A 13,251-nucleotide genomic window follows, 5' to 3' on the forward strand; every position below is an offset into this window, starting at 1 on the left:
CGCTATGATCGTGTATTCATCCGCATCATGCGTGATGTCTTCATTGGTCTCTGTGGTGGACTGGGATATGCGAAACATTGATGGTCAAGAATTCAAGATGGTGTTCGATCAAGGTGGTAGCGTCTTCGAGGCGGTGCGGATAGCAAACAGTAGTTTTGACAATTGCGGAATGTCGTTGTCCAAGCACCCTTCAAGGATGAGTTCCGTTCGCGACGTAGTAGTGTCGAACTGCAAGGTGATCAACTCTGAGATCGGGCCGACAGTGTTCGAGGATGTCCAGGTCGAAGGGTTGGATGTGAATCCAGTTCTCCTGCTCTGGTCCTGCTTCTATAGGAGGGTGTGCCTTGTCGGGAAGATTGGGAAGATCAGAGTCAATATCGAGCCCTCCGCGTTCTGCACGGATGCCGGAGTTCTCGCGGAATTTGCGGAACGGCGCGCGGCGTTCTATTCAAGCGTAGACTGGGCTCTGGACATCAGTCGGGCGAGGTTTGTCGACTTCGCCTGCAAAGGTGTTCCTCTCGCTTTGATCCGGAGAGATCCGGAGACTCAGGTGATAGTCCGGAAGCAGGACTTCTCCGGGGTCGATATGCTGGGAACTCAGTTCGCGAGTGCGTTCCCTGAGACGCACACGAGACTAGGCATCTTTGGTGAGTCGATTGCTGAGGAGGCGTTGCTTGTAGTGCCTTTGGCCGCACCAAGGAAGCGACGTGAAGACTGGGCAGGTGGGATCGCAGAGTTGAGGCGTTTGGGTATTGTCTCGAGCTAGGCGAGTTTCCGCTCATGCTCGGCGCTCTTCCCATTGGATTGCAGGGAGTCTTGGGTGAGCGCCTGTTTCGAAGGCATCTCCCCATCCAACCCCATTCCCCCCAGCCGCGCGTTGAACCGTCCAACCTCCCGCTGGAGCAGTCCGATGCCCCTCGTCCGCCACGTGATTCCATCCGTACTGGCCCTGCTGCTCTGCGCTGTCGCCGGGGTTGCGCAAGCGCAGTCCGCCAAGGCCGTCCGGCCCGTCCGGTCGGTGCCACTGCTGCAGGTTGCCGGCGCCGAGCAGCCCATCGCGCTGCGCCAGGCCCGCATCGAAGGCGACATCCAGGCCGGCATCGCCCAGACCCGCATCACCCTGGAGTTCCACAATCCGAACCGTCGGGTGCTGGAAGGGGAGTTGCAGTTCCCGTTGGCCGAGGGCCAGCAGATCACCGGGTTTGCCCTGGATATCGGCGGCGAACTGCGCGAGGCGGTGCCGGTGCCCAAGGATCGCGGCCGCCAGGTCTTCGAGGACATCGCCCGCCGTGGCGTCGACCCCGGCCTGCTGGAGCAGACGGCGGGCAACCAGTTCCGCCTGCGCATCTACCCGCTGCCGGCCGGTGGCAGTCGCCGCGTGCAGCTGGTGCTGCGCGAGCCGCTGGCCTTCTCGGGCCAGGGCTGGCGGTGGACGCTGCCGCTGCAGTTCGCCGCAGGTGCCGCCTCGGTTGCAGTGAAGGTGCAGGCGCCGGGGGCGATGGCCGCAGGTACCGCACCGTTCCAGATCACGGCGGGCCGGCTGCGATGGCAGGGCCAGGGTTCGCAGCTGCCGCCACAGCTGCAATGGACCCTGCCGGCCGAAAGAAAGCCGCAGGTGCAGGTGGCACCGTGGCAGGACGGCCACTATCTGCTGGCGCAGGTGCCGGTGCCGGTCAGCGGTACTTCCCGCACGCCGCCGAGCGAGGTCGGCCTGCTGTGGGACGGTTCGGGTTCCTCCGGCCGGCGCGACCGCGCGCGTGAGTTCGCGTTGCTGGATCGCTACTTCGCCGCGATGGGCAACGGCACGGTCGCGTTGACTGTGCTGCGCGACCGTGCCGAGCCGGTGCGCCGCTTCCGTATCCGCGCAGGCAACTGGAGCGAGCTGCGCGCGGCTTTGCAGGCGGTGCGCCCGGACGGTGCCAGTGCGCTGGCCCAGTGGCAGCCGCAGCAGAGCGTGAAGGAGTACCTGCTGGTCAGCGACGGCCTGCTGACCTACGGGCCGGAGCAGCTGCCAGCGATGGCGCCGGATCAGCGCCTGTTTGCCATCAGCAGCGCCGGTGCCCGCACCGACAGCACGCGCCTGCGCAGCTGGAGCGAAGCGCTCGGTGGCCGCTTCGTCGCCCTGGAGGCCGACGTCGATGCCGCCGCGCGTGCACTGCTGTCGTCGCCGCTGGATGTGCAAGTCGACGCGGGACGTGGCGTGCAGGACGTGGTGATCGACCGCCGCAGTGAAGCCGAAGGCTGGCTGTGGCTGCACGCGCGGCTGGCGGCGGACGGTGTGCCGATGCGGGTGCGCGTTGGCGGGGGTGAGTGGCTGGCGCTGCCGGCCACGCAGAAGAGCGACGACGGTGAACTGCTCGCCGGCTTGTGGGCGCAGGCGCGCCTGCAGCAGCTGGCGGCCGACCGTCGCGGCAACCGCGAGGCAATGCAGCGCCTGTCGCAGCAGTTCGGCCTGGTCGGGCCGGATACCTCGCTGATCGTGCTGGAAACGCTGGAGGATTACCTGCGCTACGCGATCCGTCCGGCGGGCAAGCTGCGCGCCGAGTACGACGCCCGCTTCGCACGTCAGGTGAGCGACCGCGCCGCTGCCGATCGCCGCCGTCTGGACGAGGTGGCCGCACGCTGGAAGGAGCGCCAGCAGTGGTGGAGCCGCAGTTGGCCGAAGGATGCGCCGCCGCAGTTGAAGGGCAGGGCGCTGGAAGTGGCGTCTACAGATGCTGCGATGGAATCGGCGCCGGTGGCGATGCTGGCGGCACCTGCTCCGGCGGCCCCGCCTGCGCCGATGGCAGCGGCAACCGAGCAGCGCAGGGAGGCCAGCAGCGCGCGCGCGCGTCGCTCCGTGCCTGCGGCGAACCAGGCGCTCGACGCGGTGGTGGTCACCGGTTCGGCCATCGATCAGGCAGGGCCCGCCAACGAGGGCGAGCTCGGCATCCAGCTGGCCGCATGGCAGCCGGATTCGGCCATCGCCCAGCGCCTGCGCCAAGGGCCATCCTCGCAGCTGTATAACCGTTACCTGGCCGAGCGCGATGCGCATGCCGACAGCAGTGCGTTCTTCCTCGACGTGGCCGACCTGCTGCTGGAACAGGGGCAGCGCGAGCTGGCGCTGCGTGTGCTGTCGAACCTGGCCGAGATGGACCTGGACAACCGCCACCTGCTGCGCGTGCTTGGCTACCGGCTGATGCAGGCCGATGCACCGGCGCTGGCGGTGCCGGTGTTCGAGCAGGTGCTGGCGATGGGCCAGGAAGAACCGCAGAGTTTCCGTGACCTCGGCCTGGCGCTGGCCGCCGCCGGGAAGCCGCAACAGGCTCTGGCGCCGCTGTACCAGGTGGTGGTGCGGCGGTGGGACAGCCGCTTCGATGGCATCGCGCTGATTGCGCTGGATGAGCTGACCCATCTGGTTGCACGCAGCACGCCCAGGCTCGACACCGGCAGCATCGACCCGCGCCTGCTGCAGGCGATGCCACTGGACCTGCGCGTGGTGTTGTCGTGGGATGCCGACAACAGCGACATGGACCTGTGGGTGACCGACCCGAATGGCGAGCGTGCGTACTACGGCAACCGCCTGACCTACCAGGGCGGGCAGATGTCGCAGGATTTCACCGGCGGCTATGGGCCCGAGCAGTTCTCGCTGCGCAACGCCAAGCCCGGCAGGTACAAGGTGGAAGCCAACTATTTCGGCAGCCGCCAGCAGCTGGTGACCGGGGCGACCACGCTGATGCTGCGCCTGACCACCCATTGGGGCACGCCGAAGCAGAAGGACCAGATAGTGACGATGCGGCTGAAGGACCGCGCCGAGACCGTACTGGTGGGCGAGTTCGAGGTGAAGTAGCGCCACGCCACGCGTGGCTGCCCAAGCCCTGACCCTGTAGAGCCGAGCCCATGCTCGGCTTACCGCGAAAGCAGCCGAGCATGGGCTCGGCCCTACATCAGCGTGACGCTCGTGCTGGTCGGCGAGTTCGAAGTGAAGTAGCGCCATGCCATGCGTGGCTGCCCAGGCCGCGATCCTGTAGGGCCGAGCCCATGCTCGGCTCACCGCAGAAGCAGCCGAGCATGGGCGCCGCCGTTAAGGACAGCGGATCATCGGTTCATCGGTGGGTCGCGCCCAATCCATGCGCTGCGCATGGCAGGGGCAGCCGAGCATGGGCTCGGCGCTACATCAGCGTGTCGCTCGCTGCGCCGTTGCGGATCGGCTTTCAGCCCGAACAGCGGCCGCAACCAGCGCGTGCGGCGGATCAGCAGTTCGTGTATCAGCAGGCAGCCAGCCACCGTGCCGCCCAGCAGCAGGGTCGGCTCAAGCCACGGCTCCAGCTGCAGCGGCTTGAGCCAGAACAGCAGCGCGATGATCAGGCTCTGGTGCAGCATGTACCAGGGGTAGATCGCCTCGGTGCAGTACGGCAGCCAGCGGAACGGGCGGTCGAGCAGCACCTTGCCCCAGCCGAGGATGGCCAGCAGCGCGGTCCACACATACAGCGACTGGGTGGTCCTGACCTGCAGATCCCAGAACGGTTCGGGCCACTGCCGCAGCGGTGAATCGTCCGGCAGCAGCTGGCCGAGGATGCGCAGGCCCATGTACCAGCTCACCGCCGCCAGGGCCAGCCACAGCGTGGTGCGGCGCAGGGCGACCACCCGTTCCCAGAACATCGGCTCGCGCGCCAGCAGGTAGCCGGCCAGGAACACCGTGGCGTACTTGGCGTGCTGGTACCAGTCGCCCATCAGCGCATTGGTGGAGGGGTAGATCGGCTCCAGCCAGACCACCCAGGCCAGCAGCAGGGCGAACGGGATGCCGATCAGCAGGGTCGGCGAGGCGGCCATGCGGGCCACGGCCCCGCGCACCACGGCCAGGCCCAGCACCGGCATCAACAGCGCCAGCGCCAGCGTGTAGTTCCACAGGTAGGCCAGGTACCACAGATGGTTCCAGGTGATGCCGTACTGCCAGCCGGCAAAGCTGCCTTCCGGCCACGGCCGCACCTGCCAGTAGCGCAGCAGGAAGTGGCCGAAGCCTGGCGCCACATGGCCGTTGGCAACGCCCTCGCAATAGGGCTGGATCGGCACGATCACGAACATGCCGAACAGCAGCGGCAGCAGCAGCCGCCAGGTGCGCAGGCCGGCAAAGCGCAGCAGCTTTCCTTCCGGGCGCATCAGCGCAATGGCGATACCCGAGATCAGGAACAGCAGCGACATCCGCCAGCGGTTGAAGAACAGCATCGGCCATTGCAGCCATTCGGCGGTGTGCACGCTCTTGAGGTGGAAGCCCCAGTCGTCCACGTAGGCCATGCCGGTGTGGTAGAGGATCAGCAGCGCGAAGGCGAACACGCGCAGGGCGTCGATGTCGTGGCGTCGGGTCATGGTCGGGCCTGGCCGGGAGGTCGCGCCAATCTCGCCCTCGCCGCTGGGTCGGGCCATCGCCAGGGGGCTGCCGGCGCCCGTGCAGTGACCAATGGCGGGCGTGATGGGACCAATGGAGCAGCTACCCTCGGTCCCTTCAGGCAGGCTGGAGAGCCACCCCACGATGGAAGCTGCAATGGCCCCGGGCCGTCCTCCGCGCTGGCGCACGTCCACCCGCCTGCTGCTGTGGGCCGCGATCCTGTCGGCCTCGGCAGTGACCAATGCGCTGGTCGAGGTGATGGACGCCGCGCGCCGGGGGGCCGATCTCGGGCTGTGGGAGCCGATGATCTGGGAATTCAGCAGCCTCAGCATGATCCTGTTGACCTTGCCGCTGCTGTGGTGGGGCTGCGAGCGCTGGCCGCTGCATGCCGATACCTGGACGCGGCGTTTGCCGATGTATCTGCTTGCCAGCGTGGGTTGGTCGCTGCTGCACGTGGTGGGCATGATGCTGGTGCGGCATCTGGCCTATGCAGCGCTGGGCTACCGTTACCAGGACGATGCCGGCTGGTTGGAGCGTCTTGCCTACGAGTACCTGAAGGATGTGCGCACGTTCGCGCTGTTCGTGGCGCTGGAGCACTTCGCCAGCTGGTTCGGCCGGCGCCGGCAGGGTGAGGCGAGCCTGCTGGCCGAGCCCGATGTGGGCCCGCCGGTGGAGCCGGTCGAGCGTCCGCAGCATTTCCTGGTGCGCAAGCTGGGCAAGGAGTTCCTGGTCGCCACCGGGGATGTGGAATACGCCCAGGCCGCAGGCAATTACGTGAACCTGCGTGTGCGCGGGCATGACTACCCGCTGCGGATCACCATGGCGGTGCTGGAGCAGCGGCTGGACCCGGCGCTGTTCCTGCGGCCGCACCGCAGCTGGCTGATCCACCGCGACCAGCTGCGCTCCATCGAGCCGCTGGACGGGGGCGAAGCCCTGCTTCACATGGCCGATGGCGTCAAAGTGCCGTGCAGTAGGCGACAGCTGCCGCTGCTGCGCCAGGCCCTGGCGGGGGTCTGAGCGGGCGGACCGGTCGGCCCGCCCGCACAGGGATTACTTCTTGTCCTTCTTGATCATCGCGTCGATGCGCGCGGCACGGGCTTCCGAACCCGGGTGCGAGGACATCAGGCCACCGTCGCTGGACAGCTTGCGGAACATGCTGGCCAGGGCGGCCGGATCGTAGCTGTGGCGCTTCATGAACTGGTAGCCGTACTCATCGGCGGCGCTCTCTTCCTTCTGCGAGAACTGCGCGTTGATGAAGCCTTCGGCCAGTTCGCCCAGCTGGCCCTGGCTGAGCTGGGTCAGGTTGCCGTTGCCCGAGGCCGCCAGGCCTTCACGGCCGGCCGAAGCGAGCAGGGCGGTGCGCATCTTGGTCTTGCTGTGGCCGAGCTTCACGTGGCCGATTTCGTGGCCGATCACGCCACGCACTTCGTCGTCGCTGGCCATGTCCATCAGGCCGGTGTAGACCCGGACGCAGCCGTTGGCCATGGCCCAGGCGTTGACGTCGGCGGTGCGGTAGACCTTGAAGTTCAGGTTCAGGCCGTCCTCGTTGGACAGGCCTTGGGTGATCTTGGCCAAGCGTTGGGCGTAGGGATCGTTGCCGGTGACCACCTGGTTGTCCTTGTCCATGTAGGCACAGGCCTGGTCGGCGGCGGCCGAGACTTCCGCGTCGGACAGGGTCAGCGCCTTGCCGGCCTTCAGGCCGGTGCTGGTCAGGCCCTTCAGGTCGATGGCCGAGGCATTGGCGGCCAGCAGGCAGGCGGCCAGGCACAGGGTGGAACGCATGATCGTCATTGAATTGGTGCTCCTTGGGTTGGGAATGACCGCGTGGCCCCTGTTCCCGCGGCGGTCGGGAAGTCTACCGGCATCGTGCCGGCCCGTGTCCAGCGGTCGGCCCGGCCGCGCCGGCGTGCCTCGCCGGGGCAGGGCGGCTGCGGTATCATTGGCAGTCATCTTTTGATTGCATAACCGCCGACATGATCGAATTGAATCCTGTCCGCCAGCGCATCACCGATCTGACCGATCGCGTGCTGTCGCTCCGGGGGTATCTTTGACTACGACGCCAAGAAAGAGCGTCTTGAAGAAGTAACGCGGGAGCTGGAAAGCCCCGACGTCTGGAACAACGCCGAGTACGCGCAGAACCTGGGGCGCGAGCGCTCGAGCCTGGAGAAGACCGTGGGCGGCATCGCCTCGGTGCTCGACGGCCTGACCGATGCGACCGAACTGCTGGAGCTGGCCGAGTCCGAGCAGGACGAAGAAACCGCGCTGGCAGTGGTCGCCGACCTGGACAAGCACCAGGCGCACGTGGAGAAGCTGGAGTTCCAGCGCATGTTCTCCGGTGAGATGGACAACGCTGCGGCCTTTGTCGACATCCAGGCCGGTGCCGGTGGCACCGAAGCCCAGGACTGGGCCGAAATCCTGCTGCGCATGTACCTGCGCTGGTGCGAATCGCGCGGCTGGAAGACCGAGCTGATGGAAGTGTCCGGTGGCGATGTCGCCGGCATCAAGTCGGCCACGCTGCGCGTGGAAGGCGATTACGCCTATGGCTGGCTGAAGACCGAGACCGGCGTGCACCGCCTGGTGCGCAAGTCGCCGTTCGACTCGGACAACCGCCGCCACACCAGCTTCACCTCGGTGTTCGTGTCGCCGGAAATCGATGACAACATCGATATCACCATCAACCCGGCCGACCTGCGCACCGACGTGTACCGTTCCTCCGGTGCCGGTGGTCAGCACGTGAACAAGACCGAGTCGGCGGTGCGTATCACCCACATCCCGACCAACATCGTTGTGGCCTGCCAGACCGGCCGCAGCCAGCACCAGAACCGCGACAACGCGATGAAGATGCTGGCCGCCAAGCTGTACGAGCTGGAGATCCAGAAGCGCAACGCCGAAAAGGATGCGGTGGAAGCCACCAAGTCCGACATCGGCTGGGGCAGCCAGATCCGCAACTACGTGCTCGACCAGAGCCGCATCAAGGACCTGCGCACCGGCATCGAACGTTCGGACACGCAGAAGGTGCTCGACGGTGACCTGGACGAGTTCGTCGAGGCCAGCCTGAAGGCGGGCCTGGCCGTGGGCTCCAAGCGCCTCGATGCCTGATCGGCGCGCCTGCGCGGATATCATCACCCTCGTACGCAACGCCGAGGGTGGCTGATCCGGCTTTCTGTAGAGCCGAGCCCTGCTCGGCTGCCTTTTGCGGGTAGCAGATCCGTCGAGCGTGGCTCGACGCTACAACACGTGCGGCGGTAGCGATGATGCGCAGCGAAGGTGAACGCAAGGAACTGGGCGGCTTCCTCAAGGCCTGCCGCGCCCGTGTCGACCCCGCCACGCTCGGCCTCCCGGTCGGGCGCCGGCGTACCCCGGGCCTGAAGCGCGAGGAAGTCGCGCTGGCCATCGGCGTCAGCGTCAGTTGGTACACCTGGATCGAGCAGGGCCGCGAGGTCCGCGCCTCGCCGGAAGTGCTCGAGCGCCTGGCCAAGGTGCTGCGGCTGAGCGATGACGAGCGCGCCTACGCCTTTGCGCTGTCCGGTTACGGCGTGCCGCTGGAATCGCCGGATGAGAGCGTGACCGACGGCCTGCGCCAGCTGGTGGAAGCGATGCAGCCGATCCCGGCCTACGTGCGCAACACCCGCTTCGACATCCTGGCCTGGAACCCGGCCATCGCCGAGTTGTTCGTGGACTACAGCCAGCTGGCGCCGCACGAGCGCAACACGCTGCGGCTGATGTTCCTGTACCCGCCGTACCGCACGCTGATCCTCAACTGGGAAGAAATGACCCGCGGGTTGCTGGCCGGCTTCCGTGCAGCGATGGCGCAGGCGCCGGACAAGGCGCCGTTCCTGGCGCTGGCCGAGGATATCGCCGCGCACAGTGAGGAATTCCGCCAGTGGTGGCCGGAGCACGACGTGCGTCGCTTCGACGAAGGAGCGAAGAAGCTGAACCATCCCACGCGCGGGGTGCTGGATCTGCAATACGTGGCGCTGGTGCCGGAGAGCCGGCACGACCTGTCACTGGTGACCTACCTGCCGCGTAGGTAGGTTGGTCGGCAGGGCTGCGCCCTGCACCCGCAGAAGCCGAAGCAGCTGCAACAGCAACAGCGGGCATTCCGTGGCGTGGCGGGGCGGTGTCGAAGTGCGGGGACGCCGTAAACCCGTCCCTGGGGGCTTGGCAGCCGCTTGCTCGTGTGCGCTGTCCTGCGCACACGGCAAGACCGGGGTTGGGCGTCCTGCCCAACCCGCCCGAGGCACGCCTCGGGCCCATGCGGCTGACACCCCGCACTCCGACACCGCCCCACCTTCGACAGGTTCACGCGGCTGTTGGTAGGTGTCGACCTTGGTCGACATATCTGTCAGACATCGAAAGAAATTCCGGGGTCAGATCCGTTTTCCTATGGAAATCGGATCTGACCCCAAGAGCATTCCCGACAGATCGCGGAAAACTGTCGAAGGCGGGGTGGGTCCGGTTGCGGGGGCGTGAGCGCCATGGATGGCGCGACCGAGGCTACATGGACGTATTCACGCCGTCCCCCGCAACCGGACCCACCCCGCCATCCCACGGAATGCAGGCCTTTGACCTTGACGTTGCCCTGGCCTCTGCGGGTGCAGGGCGCGGCCCTGCCGACCAACCCCATTCAGGCAGGTAACTGCAGGTCACAGGATAAGCAGACGCCTTGTTGCCTTCATCAAACGGGTCCACATTCCTGTGCAGGAGACGGGCCGCCGCCCGTTGTCGAGACACCAGGAGACCTGCATGTCCGCTGCCCCCAGCACCGCCATTTCCCGCGATCCGGCCACCGGCCAACAGATCGCCAGCCATCCCTTCGCCACCGACGCCGAACTGGAAACGCTGCTCGCTCGCGGCCAGGCCGGCTTCGCCGCCTGGAGCGGCCAGAGCCTTGAACAGCGGGCGGGCGTGCTGCGCGCGATGGCGGGCGTGCTGCGTCGTGACCGCGAGAAACTGGCCGCGCTGGCCACCGCCGAAATGGGCAAGGTCCAGGCCGAAGCGCTGGCCGAGATCGAGAAGTGCGCCGTGCTGTGCGACTGGTACGCCGACCACGGCGCGCCGTTCCTGCGCGACGAGCCGACCCAGGTGCCCGACGACAAGGCCTACGTGTCCTACCTGCCGCTGGGCGTGGTGCTGGGCATCATGCCGTGGAACTTCCCGTACTGGCAGGTGATGCGCGCGGCGGTGCCGATCCTGATGGGCGGCAATGGCTTCCTGCTCAAGCCGGCCGAGAACATCGTCGGCACCGCACAGCTGCTCGATGCGGCGTGGCGTGATGCTGGGCTGCCGGAGGGGACCTTCATCGCCGCCAACATCAGCCGCGAGGGCACCAGCCGCGCCATCGCCGATGACCGCATTGCCGCCGTCACCCTGACCGGCAGCGTGGCCGCCGGCCGCAGCATCGCCGCCCAGGCCGGGCAGGCGCTGAAGAAGGTGGTGCTGGAGCTGGGCGGCTCGGATCCGTTCATCGTGTTGGCCGATGCCGATCTGGATGCCGCGGTCGACGCGGCCGTGGCTTCGCGCTTCCAGAACACCGGGCAGGTCTGCATCGCCGGCAAGCGCATCATCGTCGAAGACGCGGTCTACGACCGGTTCGTGGCGCAGTTCTGCCAGAAGGTGCAGGCGCTGACCATCGGCGACGGCCGCGACCCAGGCAACCGCATCGGCCCGATGGCACGCCAGGACCTGCTCGAACAGCTCGATGCGCAGGTGCGCGCGTCGGTGGACGCCGGTGCGCAGTTGCTGGTTGGCGGTCATCAGCTGGACCGGCCGGGCGCGTTCTATGCGCCCACCGTGCTGGCAGGGGTGGAGCCGGGCATGCAGGCCTTCGACACCGAAACCTTCGGTCCGGTGGCCTCGATCAGCCGCGCCCGCGACGCCGACCACGCGGTGGAACTGGCCAACCAGAGCGAGTTCGGCCTCAGCGGCAACCTGTGGAGCGGCGACCGCGCCCGCGCGATGCAGCTGGCACGCCGGCTGCAGACCGGCGGCGTGTTCGTCAACGGCTTCTCCGCCTCCGACCCGCGCGTGCCGATCGGCGGGGTGAAGAAGAGCGGCTTCGGTCGCGAGCTCTCGCACTTCGGCATCCGCGAGTTCGTCAACGCGCAGACGGTGTGGTTCGACAAGCGTTGACGCGCGGCTCCCATCCTTCCTGCAACGATTCACCATCAGTCCAGCGAAAAGGACGGCATTCCCATGTCCAAGGGTTCAGACCTGCTCGTCGCCGCACTTGAGAACGAAGGCGTCGAGCGTATTTTCGGCATCCCCGGCGAGGAGAACCTCGACGTGGTCGAGTCCCTGCGCCATTCCAGCATCGAGCTGGTCATCACCCGCCACGAGCAGGCGGCGGTGTTCATGGCCGCCACCTATGGTCGGCTGACCGGCAAGCCCGGCGTATGCCTGGCCACGCTCGGTCCGGGCGCGCTCAACTTCACCACCGGCGCGGCCTACGCGCTGCTCGGTGCGTGGCCGGTGATCATGATCACCGGGCAGAAAGGCATCGTCGCCAGCAAGCAGGCGCGCTTCCAGATCGTGGACATCGTCAGCACGATGAAGCCGCTGACCAAGCAGGCACGGCAGATCGTCTCGGCGCGCACCATCCCCACCATCGTGCGCGAGGCCTTCCGCGTCGCCCAGGAAGAGCGCCCGGGCCCGGTGCTGCTGGAGCTGCCCGAGGACATCGCCGCCGATGAGGTGGAGGGTGTGGCATTGATTCCGCCGCACGCGGTGGATCGGCCGATTGCCAGCCCGGAGGCGCTGGATCGTGCGGCGCAGATCATCCGCGCAGCCAAGCGGCCGCTGCTGATGATCGCCTCGGCCGCCTCGCGGCCGCAGTCGAGCGAGGCGCTGTCGGCGTTCGTGCTGCGCGCCGGCATTCCGTTCTTCACCACGCAGATGGGCAAGGGCGCGGTGGCCGGCGGCTCGGGCCTGTACATGGGCACCGCCGCGCTGACCGAGCGCGATTACGTGCACATGGCCATCGATCAGGCCGACGTGATCGTGACCATCGGCCATGAGGTGACCGAGAAGCCGCCGTTCGTGATGCGCCCGGGTGGCCCGACGGTGATCCATATCGGCTACTCGCAGGCGGCGGTGGAGCAGGTGTACTTCCCGCAGGTGGAGGTGATCGGCGATATCGGCCGTTCGCTGACCCAGCTGGCCGATCGCATCGAAGGCGCGGTGCCGAACGCCGATGCGCTGCTGCCGCTGCGCGCGACCATCCTGGAGCACCTGGCCGACCGTGCCGAGGAGGCCGGTTTCACCCCGCAGCGGCTGGTGCACGACGTGCGCCAGGTGATGCCGCCGGACGGCATCGTGGCGCTGGACAACGGCATGTACAAGATCTGGTTTGCGCGCAACTATCGCACCCAGGTGGCCAACACGCTGCTGCTGGACAATGCGCTGGCGACGATGGGCGCGGGCCTGCCGTCGGCGATCATGGCCTCGATCCTGTATCCGCAGCGGCGGGTGCTGGCGGTGTGCGGCGACGGCGGTTTCATGATGAACAGCCAGGAGCTGGAAACCGCGCGCCGGCTCGGCCTGAACCTGGTGGTGCTGATCCTCAACGACGGCGCCTACGGGATGATCCGCTGGAAGCAGGCGGTGGATGGCTTCACCGACTACGGCATGACCTTCAGCAATCCTGATTTCGTGAAGTATGCGCAGGCCTATGGCTGCAAGGGGCATGAGGTGACCGCCATCGAGCAGTTCATCCCGACCCTGGAGGCGGCCTTCAATGAGGGTGGGGTGCATCTGGTGTCGGTGCCGATCGACTATTCGGAGAACCAGCGTGTGCTGGTGGACGAACTGCGGCAGGCGTTCCCGGGAAACGGCTGACGGTCGCCGGCGCGCGATCGGGCGGGGCGCGCCCGCGATCTCGCCCCCGC

At 67.2% G+C, this 13,251-nt stretch carries 9 protein-coding genes; 7 read left to right on the forward strand and 2 right to left on the reverse strand.

Translation table 11 applies throughout. From position 1 onward, the window contains the following. Nucleotides 1–34 precede the first annotated feature (34 nt). Entirely contained in the window at nucleotides 35–766 is a 732-nt protein-coding gene (locus tag C9412_RS15530) for a hypothetical protein (protein WP_219906184.1), read from the forward strand. A 144-nt stretch (nucleotides 767–910) separates the two neighbouring features. Continuing rightward, nucleotides 911–3,829: a VIT domain-containing protein gene (locus C9412_RS15535; protein WP_107232469.1), complete on the forward strand. Its 2,919-nt coding sequence runs from the start codon at nucleotides 911–913 to the stop codon at nucleotides 3,827–3,829. A 248-nt stretch (nucleotides 3,830–4,077) separates the two neighbouring features. Here the strand turns inward: C9412_RS15535 and C9412_RS15540 are convergent, their stop codons facing one another. After that, a complete protein-coding gene (locus C9412_RS15540; RefSeq protein ID WP_258190284.1) occupies nucleotides 4,078–5,346 on the reverse strand; it encodes an acyltransferase in 1,269 nt (422 codons plus the stop codon). 175 nt (nucleotides 5,347–5,521) lie between these two features. On the opposite strand from C9412_RS15540, the gene C9412_RS15545 reads away from it, so the two are divergent. Beyond that, on the forward strand, nucleotides 5,522–6,382 hold the full coding sequence (locus C9412_RS15545; protein ID WP_107232470.1) for a LytTR family DNA-binding domain-containing protein: 861 nt from the start codon (nucleotides 5,522–5,524) through the stop codon (nucleotides 6,380–6,382). 33 nt (nucleotides 6,383–6,415) lie between these two features. Here the strand turns inward: C9412_RS15545 and C9412_RS15550 are convergent, their stop codons facing one another. After that, entirely contained in the window at nucleotides 6,416–7,156 is a 741-nt protein-coding gene (locus C9412_RS15550) for a M48 family metallopeptidase (protein ID WP_080393032.1), read from the reverse strand. 182 nt (nucleotides 7,157–7,338) lie between these two features. On the opposite strand from C9412_RS15550, the gene prfB reads away from it, so the two are divergent. From prfB to C9412_RS15575, 4 genes are all read left to right on the forward strand, one after another. Next, nucleotides 7,339–8,464 (forward strand): peptide chain release factor 2 gene (gene prfB / locus C9412_RS15555; RefSeq protein ID WP_107232471.1). Its coding sequence is split into 2 segments (ribosomal slippage): nucleotides 7,339–7,413 and nucleotides 7,415–8,464, totalling 1,125 coding nucleotides; the frame shifts between segments, so codons are not numbered across the junction. 152 nt (nucleotides 8,465–8,616) lie between these two features. Then, nucleotides 8,617–9,399, forward strand: a complete 783-nt coding sequence (locus tag C9412_RS15560) for a helix-turn-helix transcriptional regulator (protein WP_107232472.1) — start codon at nucleotides 8,617–8,619, stop codon at nucleotides 9,397–9,399. 712 nt (nucleotides 9,400–10,111) lie between these two features. After that, nucleotides 10,112–11,497 (forward strand): NAD-dependent succinate-semialdehyde dehydrogenase, encoded by a 1,386-nt coding sequence (locus tag C9412_RS15570; protein WP_107232474.1) that lies wholly within the window; start codon nucleotides 10,112–10,114, stop codon nucleotides 11,495–11,497. A 63-nt stretch (nucleotides 11,498–11,560) separates the two neighbouring features. Next, nucleotides 11,561–13,201 carry an acetolactate synthase large subunit gene (locus C9412_RS15575; protein WP_107232475.1) on the forward strand — a complete coding sequence of 547 codons (1,641 nt, stop codon included), beginning with the start codon at nucleotides 11,561–11,563 and terminating at the stop codon, nucleotides 13,199–13,201. The last annotated feature ends 50 nt before the right edge of the window (nucleotides 13,202–13,251 follow it).

It is taken from the genome of Stenotrophomonas sp. Nf1 (assembly GCF_003028475.1).
Classification (GTDB): Bacteria; Pseudomonadota; Gammaproteobacteria; order Xanthomonadales; family Xanthomonadaceae; genus Stenotrophomonas.

Excerpts from the sequence above, each read along its gene's own strand:
- C9412_RS15530 (WP_219906184.1), top strand. The coding sequence starts at position 35 with ATGTCTTCATTGGTCTCTGTGGTGGACTGGGATATGCGAAACATTGAT.
- C9412_RS15535 (WP_107232469.1), top strand. The coding sequence starts at position 911 with ATGCCCCTCGTCCGCCACGTGATTCCATCCGTACTGGCCCTGCTGCTC.
- C9412_RS15540 (WP_258190284.1), bottom strand. The coding sequence starts at position 5,346 with ATGACCCGACGCCACGACATCGACGCCCTGCGCGTGTTCGCCTTCGCG.
- C9412_RS15545 (WP_107232470.1), top strand. The coding sequence starts at position 5,522 with ATGGCCCCGGGCCGTCCTCCGCGCTGGCGCACGTCCACCCGCCTGCTG.
- C9412_RS15550 (WP_080393032.1), bottom strand. The coding sequence starts at position 7,156 with ATGACGATCATGCGTTCCACCCTGTGCCTGGCCGCCTGCCTGCTGGCC.
- C9412_RS15560 (WP_107232472.1), top strand. The coding sequence starts at position 8,617 with ATGATGCGCAGCGAAGGTGAACGCAAGGAACTGGGCGGCTTCCTCAAG.
- C9412_RS15570 (WP_107232474.1), top strand. The coding sequence starts at position 10,112 with ATGTCCGCTGCCCCCAGCACCGCCATTTCCCGCGATCCGGCCACCGGC.
- C9412_RS15575 (WP_107232475.1), top strand. The coding sequence starts at position 11,561 with ATGTCCAAGGGTTCAGACCTGCTCGTCGCCGCACTTGAGAACGAAGGC.